Here is a 19,595-nt window from a genome sequence, read left to right on the forward strand (position 1 = left end):
TATTTTGACCAATTGGAGCGAGTGTCGTTGGAATAAAGGGTACGACATTAGAGGGCAGAACGCGATGTTTGCCAGTAGGAAGTACAGATTATTGGATCAATAATCTGTTTGAATAAAAATCAAATAAGGAAAGTTTCATGAAGCACAAGAATGTCCTTCTCGATCCATGGCGGATCGTAATTTACAAAGGGAACGATGTTTTTATCTAGCCCTTCAAAACGATTTATATAGGTGTAAAAAAAGCTATGTAAGAAAACATAGTTTTCGATGCTGAATTCCGCGGTAACCTTTTTAACGTTGTCATCACCGGCCTTGCTAAATGTTTCATTCCTGCAACAATCCTTGGCTCCTACAGAACACTCCTTGGAAGGGCTTTCGCTTTTTTGAACTTTATCGTCACAAGATTTTGCCTTACCAAATACGGCAATATCCACTAATTTGTTACAACAGAAATGCATATCAGCGCTAAAGGATGTGGTCGCAAAAAGTATTGCGAACGTCAAACCGATGGATACTATTTTACGTAAAAAGCGCTTCATACTCTAAAATTAGCAAAAAACTGTTTAAGTTTTAAAATTAAGGGTCAATTTGAAAAATATATAATAATCTAATTTTTATGTAGTTAGAATCAATTTAAATGATATTATTTTTCAAAAATAACATAAGTGATTAAACAAGAACATGACGATTGTCATGTTTGCAAAAAAAGTTGAATGTAGTAACTCGAATAAAAGCTATTCTTGTTTTTTACTAAACACAATCAGCATAGTACTAAAAAATTGGTGTGTGCTTTTGGGTATATAACACTATAAATCAGATGCGTTCAAACACTTAGTTAGACCCCCGTGTAGAGAAATTATTGATTTTACTATCTTTTAAAAGATGCGCCGAAGACCATATATATATTGTTTGGATACGATTTTCTAGCAAAAGACGTTAATTTTTAAAAGTCTTTGTTATGGAAAGAAAACAGTTCTTACGAAGTTTGGGTGCCGGTGCGGCATTCGCAATTGTTTTTCCCTGTGTTCAAAGCTGTTCCAAAGATGGTAACGGAGACGTTTCACCAGAGGATATGAGACCGATACCTACTGGAATCGATTTTACGATAGACCTTAACTCCAATGAGGGTACTAGCTTACAGAACAACGGCGATTATATATTAAAAGACTATGTGGTCGTAGTTAAAAATTTAGAAGGTAATTTTGTGGCGGCCAGTCAGATATGTAGCCATCAACAGACCGAGGAAGTTAGGTTTGTTGAGAACGACGGCGGTATTTACTATTGTTCTACCCATGGCGCACGCTTTGACCAAACCGGAAAGCCCTTGAACAGTATTACGAGCAACCCTTTGAAAATATTCCAGACTGAACTTACTGGAAACCTACTTCGGGTCTTTGAATGAATTAGACTGAGCTAAGGTTTGGGTATCGTTTTGATTTTCACATTTTTCAATTGAATTAGGGAGAGTTCTTCCAGTTGGTCATTTTCAAAAGCCTTCTCGATTTCATCAAAATCAATGCCGTCCTTTATTTTAGGTTGTAGGTTACGGTAATCCTGTATTACGACCCCATTAACGTTGCGCTGGTTGTATGCTTCCCGAAACCGCATTCCCCCTTTGCCAGTAAAGTATTTGTAAGCCAGATAATCCATACTATAATCCTCAACATCGAACCAATAGAGGAACACATCCTCAAAATCATCGCCACCGCCCTCTTGCTTAAAAGTAACACGGATTTTATAGTACTCCTTACTTTTTATCACGCTTCTACCTTGGTCTTCTACAATGACCGCGGGGTCTTTGAGCCAAAGGGGCAAAAACGCAAAGTACATCACTGAATTTACCGAATTGGTATAGGCTTTCTCTCTTTTTTCGGTAAGGCTTATCAAGGTATCGGCCACATAGCGGACCAGCCCCTTATTGGTATAGACATCCCGTATTTCCGTGCCATCGCCTTTCTTGCCGATTCTTGTGTATTCAAACCGCCCCTGGTTTCTTTTGTATTTATAATGATAATCCCGAAAATCAAATGAAGCCTTTGCATTTTTCAATTTTTCGGTTCCCGAAACTGCTATGGCCTTATCGATGATATCTTGTTGCGCAAAGGAAAGACTAAAAGATAGTATGGATATGATTATTGGAATCGAAAAAAAGAATGGTTTGTTGCTTACTTGTTTCATATAGTTCTTGATCGGTCCAGTTGTTTTTTGGTAATTCATTTTATTTCTTGTTTGTTGGTATTCCCTTATTCTATTCATCAATAGCTTTGGTCTCCGTCTGTAAAAAGTCCGGTGCCAAGAACTGTATCTGTTCCCGTATTTTTTTTGCCTTATCTTCTTCCCCGGTACTGACATATCGCAAATAACGATGGTAAAGCGCCCCCACTTTTACAAATCGAATTTCTTCCTCTGCTAAGTTGGAAAGATAGGGGTCTTTCCCAGCAGGAAGATTAGTATTTAATAAGGTCAACAAATCATCCAACTCCTTGCCTGTAATATAGCTTGCACTGCCCGAATTGGCTTGTTGCGATAGAATAGGTGCCTTAAATTCAATAGACCTTCTGTCATCGGTATTCAGTTCAACACCCGACAACCGATTTCTAATGGCCTCCAAGTTACCTAGATAAAAAAGACCGGCCATGTGGTTGTTTTCCGGGTCAATTTGCTTACCCACTACATGGACAATATTTTTGCGTAAGGTATTATCGTTAAGCTGTGAGCCTGCTTCCTGGCCAACGAGTACGATACTGGCCCGGTCCTTGGAAAAATCGGCCCGCCAGAGTGTCACTTGTGGATAAACGGCTGCAAATGTAGCGGCAATGGTATTGAAGTTCTCAGGTGTAAGCTGGTATAGCGGTAACCATTGCGCAAAGATGCCACCGGGCGATAATCGCTTTTTAACTTGTTCAAAATGTTCAAGGGTGTAAAGACTTCCCGTACCTGCATGCCACGGGGTAAAAAGGTCTCCGATAATAACGTCGAATTTCTTATTGGCGCCCAGAAGAAAGTTTCTGGCATCGTCAGCTACTATATTCGCCCGTTTATCTTTGAAAAGTCCATTGGTCCAAGGTGAAAAATAACGTTTTGCCGCAGTAACCACGTTGGACACCAGTTCAACGGCTACTACATTTTCTACATCATGGTTAAACGCCGCACCTGCCGTGATGCCGGTCCCCAGTCCCAAAAACGCCACATTTTTAGGTGCTGGATGTATCATAAGCGGAACATGGGCCTGCATTTGCTCGACCAAAAACGATTTCGAATCCCCGAGCACATAAAAATTATCTAATCGCATCTCTAAATTTCCCGCCAATTGTATTATAGAGACGACACCGTCGCTTGATTGCCAATAATCCAGTACTTTTTCTCCTGTTTTCAATTGTACAAGAGGTGGGTTTTTCAACACGAATATTCCGAAAATCAATGTAACTAGTAATAAAAGTTGAATAATTTTCTTTTTTCCGGATGCTGGGAAAACAATCAATAGAGCTAAGATGCCATACAGAACAGCAATGATTTTTATACTATTCCAGAGGCCGACCAAATCAAGTAGAACAAAACCTGCCACTACCGGCCCCACAAAGCCGCCCAACGAATTGTAGAGTACTAATTTGCCCGCGATTATCCCAGATGGCATATGGATTGTAGGGGCCGCTTTCAACAGAAAGGGAAACACGGCACCTAAAATAATAGTTGGAGGCATAATTACTATTAGGCTTAGTTTAAAGACGGACCATATATATGTAAGCCAAGATGCGTTCACTGCAAGGTACTCAAGTCCGTTTGTCACAGTACTGAATACCGTTGGAGATATTCCTATCAAAATTGCGGCCGAGGCCAACAATAAGATCAAAAGTTTTGTTGACGGCGCCCTTAGCCTTACCAGCACATGGGATAAAATACCGCCAAGCCCTAGGGATAAAAGGAACACTACCAATATTGCAGCGAACGAATAGACCGAATTTTGTAAAACTTGGGCGAACATTTTAGTCCATAAGGTTTCGGCCGCTAGTGCCAAGGCCCCGGAAAAAAAGGCGACCGTGATGAATTGGCCATAACCCAATTCGGATGTAGCGTAAGTGGATTTTTCGTGCTTTTCAGGCCAATCGAAGGCTTCAAGAGTAGCGGGGCGGGGAGTCTTATAAAAGCGGTCGATAACAAGCGCCAGAACCCCTACGGAAAGAGCCAGGGCCATGGCAAAGCTATAGGTTGCACTGACCCCGTACCTAGCTAACAAATAAAACGCGGCAGCAAAAGCACCTAGAGCGGCCCCTAAGGTATTTACGGCATACAAAATCGTTCCACGTCTTGAAAGGTCAATTCGGTTTTTCCCGATGTACTGTGCCAAAACGGGAAAGGTGCCTCCCATTAAAAATGAAGGAAAAAAAAGTAATGAAATACCAAATACAAACTTGATGACTAAGAGAACGCTTCTTGAAACCCCTAAAAAAGATACGATATCAGAATAGTATTTTTCATAGAAATGGAGGCCAGGAATCAACAAGAGTGCCGTTACGGCAATACCTAGCTCCATAAAGCCATATAAGCGAAGTGGCCGTTTAAAACGGGCGGAAGCCTTGCCAAAAAACCGTCCCCCAAGGGCCAATCCGAGAAAAAAAGCGGATAATGTTGCAGCCGTTGCATACGCCGCATTCCCGAACACAAGTCCCAGCCGGTACATCCAAATCACTTGGAATATAAGGCCAGCGGTGCCGGACAACAAAAACAAGGCACATAAGAAAATGAAGCTTCCAGAACGTTCAAATTTTGGAATCGCTAACAGGTTTTTCATAAAAAATGTAATTGACAACTTTGCCTTCAGCAAACTTAAAAAGAAAAGAGGCCCTAAAAAGCCTCCTCTCTTTTTTGTATGACATTTTCAAATATTTTCAATCCAAACAGCCAACATAATTGGGGTTGTTCGATTCTGACTGTGGGACTAGAAATTTAAGATTGGGATTATATTCCCCTCCCTTGAAATAAGGCCCCCATGGAAACACACTAGAGGGCATCATATCATAAACATCCACAAGTCTTCTTAGGTCTCCCAGTCGATGACCGGTACTGAACAACCAAAAGGCACGTTCTGAAAAATGGGCCAGCAACAGGTCTTCGCCACTAATTCCTGAGAGGTCTAACTCTGATAGACCCATTGCGGCCCTAAGTTCATTATGTATATTCTCGACGGTTTGGGCATCATCTGCACTAGCGGCCGCCTCGGCTTCGATCAACCTTGCTTCTATTCCTGAGGCCAAGGCCACGGGTACACTGGAGGAATTGAATTTGAGTTGGTTGTAATACAGGGTAATATCATCTTGTCCAAATTCCGTGCCCCCGTCCCAAGGTGTCCGGGGATCCATAGCGGAGCGGTACATTAGACCATTGCCGCCTTTGCCATCTGCTATAGAAAACTGACGGCGAACAGTGGTCATTATATAAATACCGTTCTCTTGTCTACGACTGTTGTCCGATTGTTCAATATTGTAAACAAAATCTGATGGAACAGCAGCTACTTCGCCAGCCGCGGCATCAATTTGTCCTAGGCCCAAAAGGGAGCGGGCCTTGCCTAACCGCCCCAGGTTGGCCAATTTATCGTTGCTGCCGGCGTTGGTGATGGCTTGATCAAACCATTCGACCGCAGCATTAAACATTTGCTCAGTAGTCAAAGGCTCCCCATAGATCAATTCACCTCCGTCGGCAGGTGCCTTGCTAAAGGGAACCCCACCGCAAAAGGTTTCTGCGAACATGACATAGGCATACCCAACGATACTTTGCATCTCGCTTTCCACTTCTGGATTTCCGCCGAAATTGGCAAGAAGGTCTATAGTAGTTTCGGCCCCGGTTCGTGATCTGTGCAGGTTACCATAAATTGTATTTATGTCACCGTTAATATCTTGAAGGTTTCGGGTATCAGCCTCACGTCTAGTGGGGAAGGTTCCAGAATAACTATACTCATCAGCCATAAGGCCGCTCATAACGATTAGGCCCGTGGTAGCCCCATGGCCTGCTGCGGAACCGCTCATGGCCACGGCAAGATCTCCCAAAGAACCCGCGCGTAGGGTTTGTATACCGGCTTCGCTATTAAGTGATTCCGGTGTAACAATATCAGGATCTGTAACTTCTACCACCGAATCGCAAGATATACTCAACGATGTAAGTACAACCAAAACAACGACATTAAAGATCAATCTGGAATAGTTGTTTTTTATTTTCAGTAATGTTCTCATTTTCTTAGATTTTTTTATATTAAAAAGATAGGTTTAGCCTTGCTTTCCAAGAACGCACGGGTGGTTGACTGAGAAATTCCTCAGTAGTAAAATTGGCTTGCCCCACAGAACTTATTTCGGGATCAAGTCCCGTGTAGTCGGTCCATACACCCAAGTTTTGCCCGGAAAGCGTCAGGCTTATACGATCAAAACCAAGTTGACTCGAAAAGGTGACAGGCGCATTATAGGTCAACGAAATTTCACGTAGCCTCCAAAACGAAGCATCTTCGATATAACCAGCATTAGTGCCCAAAAATTTTGATGCAACGGCCCTTGCCTGATCGGCAAGCGAGGCATTGGGATCGTTCAGTTCTTGGTTGTTACTATTCCCGTTTCGCCAAGAACCGGTGTTGTTATAAAGTTTTTGACCACCCCTGTAGTTTAGGAGTCCTCTTAGCACAAATTGATTTTCGAAAAAACTAAGTGTTGGGGTAAATGAAATATCGGTAGTGGCAAACGGCGTACCTAAGTACCCTACTTCCCCAACTTGTATCTCATCCTGCCCAATGAAACCATCGCCATTGGCATCGTTAAAAGTATAGGTTTCATCCCAGTAACCGCCAAGGGGAAAGCCTTCAACGTGACGTTGTTGACCAAAAATGACCGGTTGTATGCCCTCACCCAATTCTATCAATTCATTATCTATGAACGAACCCACAAAATCGACCCCAAAGAAAAACTTATCGGTTTCGATGATTCTTGTATTCAATCCAATTTCAATACCCGAGTTTTTAACGGAACCCAAATTTTCAAAGCGCCCTTCGCCCACGCCGAGCGATAAGGGCAATTGCCTAAATATAAGAGCATCTTCGGTACGTTTATTAAAATAGGTCATTTCAAAGCCAATTTTTTCGGACAATAGTTTCGCATCAAAGCCGAACTCAACTTCCGTTGACCGCTCTGGGGTTAAGTCGGAGTTTCCAACGCTGCCAATAGTGACCCCGGTAACACTTTGTCCGTCCAGTGTAGCGGCTATGGGATTGAAAAACCTCAGCGCATCATTGGTGCCCGGTTGTACCCCCGAGGCTCCCCAGGCTCCCCTAAGCCGTAACGAGCTTATGCCATATTTGTCGGAATCATTGAAAAATTCTTCTTCCGAAATCAGCCAAGAAGCACTCACTTTGGGGTAAAATACCGAATTGAACGAGGCACCAAAAGAACTCCCGCGATCGGCCCGTACGGCACCTGTCACGAACAATTTGTCATTAAAACCGATCTGTTCCTCCACAAAGACCCCTACGGTACGCGACTCGATGGTCTGTTCGTTACTTTGTGTTACTGCTGCCCCCGCAATAGAATTACTACCCGCAACCAACTGAAGACCGGTTGCGAAGGTGCCTTGCGAAAGATTCTGTAAATATTGGAATCCAAGGGAAGTTCTGGAATTTATGCCCTCCCAAAGATCTGTTTTGTAAGAACCTACGGCATCCAAAGTATAGACAAAATCGTTGAACCTATTAGAGAACCGGGCACCTTCGTCGTAGTTTAGAAAATCAGGGGCTTCACCCGTGGGGAAAAACTGACTGTCCCAACGGGATGTAAAATCTAGGCCTCCGGAGGCTCTTAGGTTCAATTTTTCAGAGGGTTGCCAAATGAGTTCAAGACCACTGGTAAAACGATTGATTATTTGCCGGGTGTCTATGGTAAACAGTTCATCGGGTGTAAATTCGCCCCAACCGTTGTTGACATCTATGGTCGATGTACCATTTAGGCCCTGACTCATTAATGCGAGGGCAAAATTATCGTTCAAGGGAAGTTCCAGATTACTGTTGGTGTAGCCCGTGGTCAAATTTACCTTAAGGTCATCAGTAATCTTGGCTCCGAAATTTCCCCGGAAATTCGTTCTTTTTATGTTATTGACGGGCAACACGCCTTCACCGTCGCTAAGACTTCCCGAAAGGAAATAGGTGAGTACTTCCGAACCTCCCGATACGCTCAACCCACCGCCATAAGACTGTCCGGTTCTAAAAGGCGAGGTACGCGGGTCGTTCAAGGGCTGAAAAGAATTGACCGTACTGTGGACAAAAGTGCCTTCGGCCGCTTCAAAGTTGAAACCGGGATTGCCTGCTGCGTCAAGTGCCTGATAGTTTTTGGGATAGGTTGTTACATCTTCTACCAAACCGCTCTCGAAAAATGCAGACCATCTTGGTTCTCCTTGTTTACCTTTTTTAGTGGTAATACGAATTACACCGTTGGCCGCAATAGATCCGTATAATGTTGCCGCGGAAGGACCCTTGATGATTTCGATAGACTCAATATCCTCTGGGTTGATATCATTTAAACGGGAAGGGGATTGCCCACCTGTTTCAAAAGAGATTGAATTTGCCTCGTTATTAATCAAAATACCATCAACATAAATTACTGGTTCGTTGGAAAGGGATGCACTGTTCGAACCCCTGATCCTAATGCGCGAGCCCATGCCTGTAGAACCTCCACTACTTGAAATCTGAACGCCGGTCGCCTGCCCCTGAAGTAGGTCCGAGACATTGCTTATCGGCCGCTGCTTTACGTCATCGGCAACGTTGAGATTCGCAATGGAATTTCCCATCTCAACCTTACGGCGCGCACCGGTTGCGGTAACGATTACTTCGTTCAAATCCATTGAACTTTGCATCATGGCAACGTTAATTACGTCTGCTTGTTTTACACTGATTTCACGTGAGGAAAAGCCAATATAGGAGAACACAAGAATATCGCCCTCAGAAGCTTCTATTTCATATTCCCCATCAAAATTGGTGGAAACCCCCTTAGTGGAGCCCTTGATGACAATACTCACTCCACCTAAGGGAATATTGTCTTGATCGGTTACCGTGCCAGTTACCGTCATAGTTTGATCCGGAACCTTTGGAGGATTGGATGAGGCCGGACTTGTACCGGAATTCAACGTTTTGCCGTTTTCAACCAACACGATAAGTTTTCTTCTAATTTCAAAAGAAACATCGGTTTCCTTTAGAACTATACCCATCAGTTCATCTATCTTGACTTTGTCGACGTTTACGGAAATACGTTTATTGATGTCTAAAGTGGAATTCTTATAAAGAATGTTGAAATCGGTCGTTTTCTCTATTTCTTCAAATACGGAGGCTATCGTAGCATCCTTCATGTTCATAGAAATATTGGATTTCTGGGAATACGTGTTATTTGCCTGAAGTTGAAAAAAGGCAACCAAAAGAAACAACATGGTAATTTTCATTTTCAGGTCTATTTTAATCGTAAAATACCTTTTACATAGTGTGTTTTTCATACTTTTGAGAGAGTTTAGAAATTGGTCAAATAGTTTTTAAATTCGTTTGGAATCATGGGATTGTTCCAGCAATCCCTGATTCTTTTAAGGTTCACTCCATACGCTTAGTTTTTAAGGTTAATTTTAATGTTATTGTTTTCAATGTTGTAGTCAAAACTTTTAATCCGTTGAAAAGCCTGTAGTATTTCCTCAATGGTTTCCGTTTTAAACCTTCCTGTATATCTTTCTTTGCTTACCTGCATATCCTTTATCTCGATTTTTACATCATAGTGCCTTTCAAGTTTTTTTGCGATATGATAAAAGTCTTCGTTCTTGAACAACAATATGCCATTTTTCCAAGCAATGTAACTGCTAACATCTATATTAGCAGTGGCTAGTTCATCATCGGAATAGGAATAGGAAGCCAGCTGATTCGGTTTTAGGATTACATCTTCCGAACCAATAGAATTATTCCGACCGACTGACAGACTACCTTCAACAAGTACCACTTGAATATGTTCGTCATCTCGGTAACTGGAAATATTAAATTCCGTCCCTAGGACCTTTGCATCAAGAAGCTGTGTGCTGACCGTAAATGGCCTTAAAGAATCTGGAGCAACGGTAAAGTAAGCTTCCCCTCTAAGAACAACATTCCTTGGGCCTTCGTCGTAAAATACCACTGGGTATGTAATTGAAGAACCCGAATTAAGGTATACTTCCGTACCATCGGATAGTACCAACTGAAACTTTTTCCCATAAGGTACATCCAAGGTGTTGAACACCAACCGATTCACCTTTTTTTGGTTCGATGCTACTTTTTTATAGGTAATTTTAGTGCCTTCTTGCTCTACCACATAGGCATTTGTAGTAGACACTATTCCGGTTGCCCTGTCATTTAAGGTTTCCTTTTTAGACCCATCTTCAAAAGTAATCGTGGCTTCTTTTTCAAGAATTACTTCAGGACTACGTTGCTCGTAAGCATAAATACCTAACATAAGAACGCCGACAAAAATCGCGGCGTACCTGAGTAGTAAGTTCCTTTTTTTGACCTTGCCTGCGACGAGTCTAGCTTGATTGAAGGCCGATGTCAGATTTTTCTTTAGGTGTTCCATACTTTCTTCTTCTCCAGCCCCGGTTATTAGATGATGGAGTTCCACTTCTTCCTGAAAGCTAGATTTATTTTTATCGACCCATTTGGCCAAAATATCAATCTCATCCAAAGTTGCCGTATTGGCCAAAAATTTGTGTATGATAATTTCTATTTTCTTGTTTTTCATTGATGATTTTTAGGAAAGTCCCAATTCATATTATGTAAACGATTGAACTATACAATACCCTTACTTTTTATTGTCAATAATCTATAATATTGATTTTTTTTGTTAAAATAGCCTATGAATTCAAATAACTTGGGTGAAAAAATTAAGGTTGAAGCAATCCAAAAAGGGGATAGGAAGGCTTTCAAAACAGTCATTGAGTCCTATTACAATGAAATCTACTGGTACGCAAAAAGTTTAAGCCGTAACGAAGCTTTGGCAAAAGATTTGGTGCAGGAAGCATTTTTCAAACTATGGAAGAAAAGGGATAATATAAAAAAGGGAACCATCGTAAAGGGATGGCTCTTCAAGTCTGTCCGAAACAATTTTTTGGACCATGTAAAAAAGTATAAGAAAGAAACTTATTTTTTCGAGACTACCTATGCCGAAACTTTGGACCATGTAATTGAAAGGGAATATCAAGAAGACTTAAAACATAAGGTGGAACTAGTTGAAAAAGAGATCGAACAGCTTCCCAAGAAATGCAACCAAGTATTTAAGTTAAGTAAGAAAGAAGGTCTAACCAATACTGAGATTGCGGAACATTTGGGTATCTCCATCAAAACGGTCGAAGGACATCTTACCAAAGCCCTCAAAATTTTAAGGGAAAAATTAAAAGAAAAAATTCAAGTGCTGTTTTTAATTCTTGGCCATGTGCGGTAAAAAGGACAAATGTCCTTACATCGGTTTTCAATTGACATGGTCTAAAAATTATGATTCTTCCTTTTAAAGGCCATAGGTTATTGAAAAATTAACCCCGAATGGATGCCCAGGCCGTAGTCCGGCAGGAACCCTTGAAACCGCATAGGTGGTGTCAAACAAGTTAATGATATTGAAGGAAAAGGTAAAATGACTATTGTAGAAATAGCGTCCCGACATGTCAACGACAAAATTGGAATCCACCCTTAAATTTGTGGGAATGGTCCCTGTTCCTGCTTGTGTCCTGAATGCATCGATATAGCGTGCGCCCAGGTCGACAGCAAATTTTTTGTGCTTTAGGCCAAGGTTCAAATTGAACTGGTTCTTGGCGATATAGGGTATTTCATCACCAACCGAGACTTCCCCGAATATAGCGTTGGCACTATCAAATGAACTAAGGAACTCGGTATCGGTCAAGGTATAGTTAAACGTTAACGGTAAGCGGACCTTTTCCGAGCTGTTGTTCAAAAGGTTATAGTTCAACGATACTTCTACACCGCTGACCCTGACCTCGCCAGCGTTGAATTGGTCCAAGCTGCCCGTACCACCTGTAGCCGCTAGGTCGCTCCCCAACAAGTTTTGATAGTCATTATAGTAGCCTACCACTTCGCCTTGAATTCCATGATAATTGAAACGGGTACCCAATTCATAATTTATACTGCTTTCCGCATCTTGGCCTTCGGTATTGCCGGGAGGGGAAAACCCTTTGTGCACCCCGCCAAAAACGGAAAGATTTTCGGTAAAGGTATAATTTGCCCCAATTCCCGGAATCCAAACATCCACTTGGTTCTCACGTTCGGAAAGGTCCGTACCCGATCTCGTTGCATCGTTGGTACCGTAATTTATCCTGCCCAACGTAATATTCTCGTACCGAATACCCGGGGTCAATGTAAACCTGCCCAAATTTAGTTTGTACAAGGTATGCGCAGCAATTGCCTTTGCGTTGCCGATACGGTTTGCATCCGCCCCTTTGATGCCGACCGTTGTGCGTATTAGTTCATTGTTCTGAAAACCATACCTGTCTACCCATTGAAACCTATCCTCCTCATCCTCATGGTAGCGAATACCCAGCTCCAGGCTTTGCAGCCAATCAGCGCCCCAGCGCAAGCGGGCTATGGACTGTATTCCTTGGGAGGTATACCTCCTGTTATTCGCTTTTATGCCGAACACATCTTCCGGGGTATCCGTGTTTCCCAACAGGGAATTATATTCCATGGCATAGGTTTCCGGATCTGCGAGCACATTGTTTATGCCAACACGCTCCCCAAGATTTACATCGTTCAATTTATACCAGTTGCGCTTAAACTTGTTCACATATCCCGTGGTGGTAATGGACAGGGCCTGGGAAAGTTTAAGAAAATGTGTTAATTGGTATTGTTGGTGTTCCGCGTCCATCACATCTTCCGAGGATGCCCTGTATCTGCGGTACGGGTTTTCATTGAAATCGGCATCGGTCAACCCTAAATAGGTTTCATTGGCCCTTTCTTCGGAAAATTGGATTTTAAAGAGAAGGGATTGATAGACTTTGGCACCTTCATCGGTATTCATTCGAAACTTTGCCAAATAGTCCGATTTATCAAAACCCGTATTTCCCCCTCCGTCAATATTTTTAAAACCGTCTGAATTGTAGTTATAGTATTCGCTTACGAATCCGAAGTTCTTAAAACTATCGCCTATTACGATCTGTGTATTTTTTGAATTGAAGTTACCGGCCGATAAGGTCGCTCTTCCCGTAAACCGGTCCGGTATCCGGGTAGAGATCATATTGATAGCGCCACCCGTAGTATTTGGCCCGTACTGGACCTGACTACTTCCCTTCAATACTTCCACGGCCTGCATCCTTGCGATGGTGGGAAAATAATATGCGGCAGGGGCACTGTAGGGGGCAGGGGCTATAAGCACCCCATCTTCCATAAGATTGATTTTTGCACTACGTTCTGGAGAAGTACCCCTCAAACTGATATTGGGCCGTAATCCAAAACCGTCCTCCTCGTAGATATTCACCCCGGGCACGTTTCTCAATATCCTGTTAATATCGTTATAACTGAATTTTTGGAGTTCTTTCGCCGATATATAATTTGCGGAACCCGTTCTGTTCATGGCTTCAAATTTACTCCCTAGAATTGCACTTCCATTGACTATGACCTCGTTTAGGATTTCCGTTTTCAGGACAGTTGAATCTTTGCCATCATTGCTTTCCTGTGATAATCCTAAATTCGTTGTCAGGAGCATTATTGAAAATACAGTTAAAAACCATTTCATATTATACTTATTTAGATTGAATAAAAATAAAGTGCAAACGTAGGATAATTTTTGGTTTGGCGCAATCTTATTGAGAAAGATTCTAAATAATTTTCTAATTTCGGTATGCCTATAACTTAACTGCTTTATGCTTTAGTTATGATAATTGTCATGTATTTTCAAAAGGCAAACAACTAGCTTTGCATATCATATAATCCGACTGATTTTAGTTCTAAAATTTTGTTAAACGAAACTCCCATGTTAAAATTTTTGTAGCTTTGCAAAACTCATGAAAAGTATTTTTCATAAAATAACGTCTTTTACCATGGCACTATTAGTGCTGTTCTCAACCTTCTCTTTTTCGGTTGCGCAACACTATTGTGGGGATGTTCTGGTTGATTATTCTTTCGTGGGCCATGCAGAATCTTGCGACATGGAAGTTCAGGAGTCAGCAGAGTTACCAGAGTGCAATTTGGTCAAAGCCGATTGCTGTAGCGATGAAGTCCTTACCGTTGATGGTCAGAACGACTTAAAAGTATCGTTTGAAAAATTAAGCTTTGAACAACAACAGTTTGTTGCCAGCTTCATCTACACCTATCTTAATCTTTACGAAGGACTACCTGAAAACATAGTCCCGTTTAGTGATTACCCCCCTCCACTTTTGGTCAAGGATATACAGATCCTAGATCAGATTTTCCTCATTTGATTTTTAAGTAATAGCATTTTACAGCCCGACTGATAGCAGTTTAGGGCTTATCCTGTTTTCGTTGGTTTCCAGCCAGCACTTCTAATTACTTAATCATCAATGTCATGCTGAATAAAAGCATCAAATTCCTTATCGAAAATAAATTGGTAGCCGTTTTGCTCCTAGTCCTTTTTGTAGGCTGGGGAACCGTAAACGCCCCTTTCGAGTGGAGCACTGGCTCATTACCAAGAAACCCTGTTGCCGTAGATGCCATACCTGACATCGGAGAAAACCAGCAGATTGTTTTTACCAAATGGGACGGTCGTTCCCCACAAGATATCGAGGATCAAATTACCTACCCATTGACAACCTCACTCTTGGGAATACCAGGGGTTAGGACCATCCGTAGCTCCTCCATGTTCGGATTTTCAAGTATCTATATCATATTTGAAGAGGACATCGAATTCTATTGGAGCCGCAGTCGTATCCTTGAAAAATTGAACTCCTTACCGAGCGGTTTACTGCCCGATGGGGTCAACCCTGCATTGGGGCCGGATGCCACGGGACTTGGACAAATCTACTGGTACACTTTGGAGGGACGCGATGAGAAAGGAAATGTCACAGGCGGCTGGGATTTACAGGAGCTTAGAAGTATTCAGGATTTTTATGTTAAATATGCCCTATCGTCAGCAAGCGGTGTTTCAGAGGTGGCCTCTATAGGGGGTTATGTACTCGAATATCAGGTAGATGTAAACCCCGAACTGATGAAGCAATATGGTATTGGGCTACAGCAGGTGGTAAAAGCGGTAAAACAAAGTAACCGTGATATTGGGGCACAGACCTTGGAAATTAATCAGGCCGAATATCTTATTCGCGGGCTTGGGTATGTGAAGTCCATCGAGGATCTACAGAATGCAGTCGTTACCTCTGAGGATTACACGTCCATTCGCTTAAAGGACATTGCGAATGTTTCTTACGGACCGGCCACACGGCGCGGCATTTTGGATAAGGAAGGCGCAGAAGTTGTCGGGGGCGTAGTGGTCGCAAGGTATGGTGCCAATCCCATGGAAGTCATCAATAATGTCAAAGACCAAATCAATGATTTAAGTGCCGGACTGCCCTCAAAAGTACTTGAAGACGGCAGAACATCCCAACTTACCATTGTTCCTTTTTATGATAGGACCGAACTCATTCAAGAAACGCTCGGTACGCTCAATGAAGCCCTGACCTTGGAAATCTTCATTACCATTTTGGTCATCATTATCATGGTCTTCAATTTAAGGGCATCCATCCTGATATCGGGACTGTTACCGGTTGCGGTGCTTATGGTGTTTATTGCGATGAAGCTATTCAATGTGGATGCAAACATCGTGGCACTTTCGGGTATAGCCATTGCCATTGGAACCATGGTGGATGTAGGGGTCATACTCTCGGAAAACGTCATACGCCATTTGGACGAAAATGAAGAGGGCTTGCCTATTAATACCGTTGTCTACAATGCCACCGCAGAGGTGTCGGGGGCCATATTGACCGCCGTGATGACCACTATCATCAGTTTTATTCCGGTATTCACGATGATCGGGGCCGAGGGAAAATTGTTCAGACCGCTGGCCTTTACAAAAACCTTTGCGCTTACCGCATCCATTATCGTAGCCTTATTTTTGATACCACCCTTTGCCGCCTTTCTGTTTAGAAAAAAAAGCATAAAGAAAACCACTGGATACGCCGTTAATGGAATATTGATAGTTCTAGGGATTATAGCCCTTGTTTATGGCTTTTTATTGGGATTCATATTGATTGCCTTCGGTATCGTAGGCTTGCTAAAACATCCAGAATTAGCATCACGCATTTCCACTGGATTTTCGCTTTCCGAAGAACGGGCCAATCTTATCAATATCATTATTTCGGCCTTTGCCATTGTTTTTGTTTTGGCGGAATACTGGAGACCGCTCGGTCTCGATAAGAGTATTTTTTGGAACCTGATTTTTGTTTCGCTTATATGTTTCGGACTACTTGGCTTCTTTACCATATTCCGGAACTACTATACAAGGATACTTCGCTGGGCATTACGGAATAAACTGATATTTCTCTCCATACCCACTGCCATTGTTATATTCGGGGTTATGATCATGCGCAATACGGGTAAGGAGTTTATGCCCTCGTTGAACGAAGGTTCCTTTTTGTTAATGCCTACTTCTCTTCCGCACGCTGGGGTCGAAGAGAACAAACGGGTATTACAACAACTGGATATGGCGGTAGCTAGTATTCCTGAAATAGCAACGATAGTCGGCAAATCCGGTAGAACCGAATCCGCATTGGATCCGGCGCCCTTGTCGATGTATGAGAACGTCATCCAGTACAAGCCAGAATACATGTTGAACGAGAACAGGGAGCGCCAACGGTTCAAGGTCAATGAAGACGGTATGTTCGAACTCAGGGACGGTACTTTTGTGACCAATCCAAACTTTGAAGTAGACGACAATCTTGAATACGAAGCGTCGGAAATAAAATCTGTTTTTTCGGTGCAATACAAAGATTTGATACCGGACGAGGATGGAGAATATTTCAGGAATTGGCGACCCGAAATCGAATCTCCCGATGATATCTGGAAAGAAATTGTCAAGGTTACCAAATTTCCTGGCGTTACCTCTGCCCCGAAATTGCAGCCAATCGAAACCCGATTGGTCATGTTGCAGACCGGCATGCGTGCGCCCATGGGCATCAAGGTAAAGGGACAGGATCTTAAGGAAATAGAAGCTTTTGGTCTAAAGCTCGAAGATATTCTAAAGCAGGCCGATGGGGTCAAAGATGAAGCCGTATTCGCCGATCGAATTGTCGGGAAGCCCTATTTGCTGATAGATATCGATAGGGAGCGGTTAGCACGATACGGCATTACCATTGAAGACGTGCAAAGCGTGTTGCAAGTAGCGGTTGGCGGCATGGTGCTTACCCAAACTGTTGAAGGCCGTGAGCGTTATGGAGTTCGGGTACGGTATCCAAGGGAACTGAGAGAGAATCCAGCGGACTTGGAGAATATTTATGTTCCTGTTGCCAAGGGAAGCCCGGTTCCTTTGAGCGAGTTGGTTACCATTCGATATGAAAAGGGGCCACAGATCATCAAGAGTGAGGACACTTTTTTGGTCGGTTATGTGTTGTTCGATAAGTTGGACGGTTTTGCCGAAGTAGAAGTCGTCGAGAACGCGCAGGCCCTGATACAGGAAAAAATTGATAGCGGGGAACTAGTAGTTCCCAAGGGTATCAATTATCTGTTTACAGGTACCTATGAAAACCAGTTGCGTGCCGAAAAAACCTTATCGGTCGTAGTGCCCTTGGCATTGGCGATTATATTCTTGATCCTTTATTTCCAGTTCCGTTCAGTAGGTACCTCATTAATGGTATTTACCGGGATTGCTGTTGCCTTTGCCGGAGGTTTTCTGATGATTTGGTTCTATGGTCAGGATTGGTTCCTGAACTTCAACTTTTTCGGGGAAAACCTACGAGACCTCTTCCAGATGCATACCATTAACCTGAGTGTTGCCGTATGGGTCGGGTTTATTGCCCTCTTTGGTATCGCTACGGATGACGGTGTGGTCATGGCCACCTACCTGACCCAAACTTTTGATAGAAATAAGCCCGATTCCCTTGTATCCGTTAGGGATTCGGTTGTCGAAGCAGGCGAAAAACGTATCCGTCCGTGTTTGATGACGACCGCTACCACTATTCTGGCACTGCTTCCGGTATTGACATCCACTGGCCGTGGTAGTGATATTATGATTCCGATGGCGATTCCTTCTTTCGGGGGAATGCTTATCGCCTTGATTACCTTGTTTGTTGTTCCAGTGTTGTACAGTTGGAAGGCCGAGTTTCAATTAAAAAGAATGTCCAAATGAAGAAATACCTATACATATTGATCGGAATAGTATCCATCGCTTCCATGAACGGGCAGGAGCTGGAAAGCCTTATCCAACAGGCCGAACTCAACAATCCGGAAATTCAGGCTTTTGAGCTGCGGTACAATATTGCCTCCGAAAGAGTGAACGAGGTAAATACTTTGCCCAATACGGAGGTAAGTGCCGGACTTTTCGTAAGCGAGCCCGAAACACGGACTGGAGCACAGAAAGCACGGTTCTCGGCAAAACAGATGATCCCGTGGTTCGGTACCATTACCGCACGTGAAAATTATGCAAGTTCATTGGCAGACGCCCAATACGAAGAGCTGGTCATCGTCAAAAGAAAATTGGCGTTGTCGGTCTCACAATCCTACTACCGATTATTCTCGATTAGGGCGAAGCAAAGTGTTTTGGACGAGAATATTGATTTGCTGGAAACCTATGAACGATTGGCCTTGACGTCTGTAGAGGTTGGTAACGCTTCGGCGGTTGATGTACTCCGCTTGCAGATTCGACAAAATGAACTGCTTCAGCAAAAAGAAGTTTTGGAACAGGAGTATTTGGCCGAGCTGACCTTGTTCAACAATCTATTGAATAGGGACGAACAGACCCAAGTCGAAGTTTACGAAGGGCTTACGGTACCCGAACAAGACCCGATAACGGAAGAAGGAAGCCTTGACCTGCACCCCGAACTTTTAAAGTATGACAAATTGTACGAGTCGGTCGAACAATCCGAAATCTTGAACCAAAAAGAAGCGTTACCGGATCTTGGCTTCGGATTGGATTACATACCCGTCGCCGAAAGGCCCGATATGTCTTTCGATGATAACGGAAAGGACATCTTGATGCCGATGGTATCGGTGTCCATCCCGATATTCAACAATAAATACAAATCCATTTCCCAACAGAACAAATTAAGGCAAGAGGAAATAACCGCCCAAAAGCAAGAACGAAGAAACAAACTCGAAACACTTTTGAGCGAGGCCATTAACAACAGAATGGCCGCCAGGATTCGTTTCAGGACCCAAACAAAAAATATCGGACAGGCCAAGGACGGGGAGGAAATTCTTATCAAAAGCTACGAGACCGGTACCATCGATTTTAACGATGTGCTCGATATTCAAGAGCTTCAGCTTAAGTTTCAAATCAATCGAATCGAATCCATCAAGGGCTACTATGTGCAGTCGGCCATTATCAATTATCTAAGGAGCTAAGATCAATATAGATAAGAGCAAGATGTATCGATTGAATTTAATAAAGTAGTCTAGTACAAATAAAAAA

The 19,595-nt window shown here is 42.8% G+C and carries 12 protein-coding genes; 5 read left to right on the forward strand and 7 right to left on the reverse strand.

Going from position 1 to position 19,595, the window contains the following annotated elements:
- Positions 1 to 119: 119 nt before the first annotated feature.
- Complete coding sequence (locus ACZ41C_RS15360) at positions 120 to 539, reverse strand: HYC_CC_PP family protein (RefSeq protein WP_275615831.1); 420 nt, start codon at positions 537 to 539, stop codon at positions 120 to 122.
- 419 nt (positions 540 to 958) lie between these two features.
- Between ACZ41C_RS15360 and ACZ41C_RS15365 the strand changes: the two genes are divergently transcribed.
- On the forward strand, positions 959 to 1,402 hold the full coding sequence (locus tag ACZ41C_RS15365; RefSeq protein WP_275615829.1) for a QcrA and Rieske domain-containing protein: 444 nt from the start codon (positions 959 to 961) through the stop codon (positions 1,400 to 1,402).
- An 11-nt stretch (positions 1,403 to 1,413) separates the two neighbouring features.
- Here ACZ41C_RS15365 and ACZ41C_RS15370 read toward each other — a convergent pair whose 3' ends face one another.
- The 5 genes from ACZ41C_RS15370 to ACZ41C_RS15390 all read right to left on the reverse strand — a co-directional run bounded on the left by ACZ41C_RS15370 (position 1,414) and on the right by ACZ41C_RS15390 (position 10,763).
- Positions 1,414 to 2,217: a DUF6503 family protein gene (locus ACZ41C_RS15370; protein WP_464562649.1), complete on the reverse strand. Its 804-nt coding sequence runs from the start codon at positions 2,215 to 2,217 to the stop codon at positions 1,414 to 1,416.
- A 31-nt stretch (positions 2,218 to 2,248) separates the two neighbouring features.
- Positions 2,249 to 4,789 carry a spermidine synthase gene (locus ACZ41C_RS15375; RefSeq protein WP_464562651.1) on the reverse strand — a complete coding sequence of 847 codons (2,541 nt, stop codon included), beginning with the start codon at positions 4,787 to 4,789 and terminating at the stop codon, positions 2,249 to 2,251.
- 97 nt (positions 4,790 to 4,886) lie between these two features.
- Positions 4,887 to 6,224, reverse strand: a complete 1,338-nt coding sequence (locus ACZ41C_RS15380) for a hypothetical protein (RefSeq protein WP_121848280.1) — start codon at positions 6,222 to 6,224, stop codon at positions 4,887 to 4,889.
- Between the two features lie 19 nt (positions 6,225 to 6,243).
- Positions 6,244 to 9,507 carry a SusC/RagA family TonB-linked outer membrane protein gene (locus tag ACZ41C_RS15385; RefSeq protein ID WP_464562654.1) on the reverse strand — a complete coding sequence of 1,088 codons (3,264 nt, stop codon included), beginning with the start codon at positions 9,505 to 9,507 and terminating at the stop codon, positions 6,244 to 6,246.
- 104 nt (positions 9,508 to 9,611) lie between these two features.
- On the reverse strand, positions 9,612 to 10,763 hold the full coding sequence (locus ACZ41C_RS15390; RefSeq protein ID WP_464562656.1) for a FecR family protein: 1,152 nt from the start codon (positions 10,761 to 10,763) through the stop codon (positions 9,612 to 9,614).
- Positions 10,764 to 10,877: 114 nt separating this feature from the next.
- Between ACZ41C_RS15390 and ACZ41C_RS15395 the strand changes: the two genes are divergently transcribed.
- Positions 10,878 to 11,462, forward strand: coding sequence for an RNA polymerase sigma factor (locus ACZ41C_RS15395; protein ID WP_464562658.1), 585 nt, complete (start codon positions 10,878 to 10,880; stop codon positions 11,460 to 11,462).
- 63 nt (positions 11,463 to 11,525) lie between these two features.
- Here ACZ41C_RS15395 and ACZ41C_RS15400 read toward each other — a convergent pair whose 3' ends face one another.
- Entirely contained in the window at positions 11,526 to 13,760 is a 2,235-nt protein-coding gene (locus ACZ41C_RS15400; RefSeq protein WP_464562660.1) for a TonB-dependent receptor family protein, read from the reverse strand.
- A 268-nt stretch (positions 13,761 to 14,028) separates the two neighbouring features.
- Here ACZ41C_RS15400 and ACZ41C_RS15405 point away from each other — a divergent pair, with 268 nt between their 5' ends.
- The 3 genes from ACZ41C_RS15405 (at position 14,029) to ACZ41C_RS15415 (ending at position 19,528) form a co-directional block, all read left to right on the forward strand.
- Positions 14,029 to 14,445 carry an HYC_CC_PP family protein gene (locus ACZ41C_RS15405; RefSeq protein WP_464562662.1) on the forward strand — a complete coding sequence of 139 codons (417 nt, stop codon included), beginning with the start codon at positions 14,029 to 14,031 and terminating at the stop codon, positions 14,443 to 14,445.
- 104 nt (positions 14,446 to 14,549) lie between these two features.
- Positions 14,550 to 18,314 (forward strand): efflux RND transporter permease subunit, encoded by a 3,765-nt coding sequence (locus tag ACZ41C_RS15410; RefSeq protein ID WP_464562664.1) that lies wholly within the window; start codon positions 14,550 to 14,552, stop codon positions 18,312 to 18,314.
- The gene (locus ACZ41C_RS15415) at positions 18,311 to 19,528 is read left to right on the forward strand and encodes a TolC family protein (RefSeq protein ID WP_464562666.1); all 1,218 of its coding nucleotides are present in this window, start codon (positions 18,311 to 18,313) and stop codon (positions 19,526 to 19,528) included. The genes ACZ41C_RS15410 and ACZ41C_RS15415 overlap by 4 nt, the downstream gene beginning before the upstream one ends.
- The last annotated feature ends 67 nt before the right edge of the window (positions 19,529 to 19,595 follow it).

This window comes from Maribacter sp. C-4077 (genome assembly GCF_055378385.1).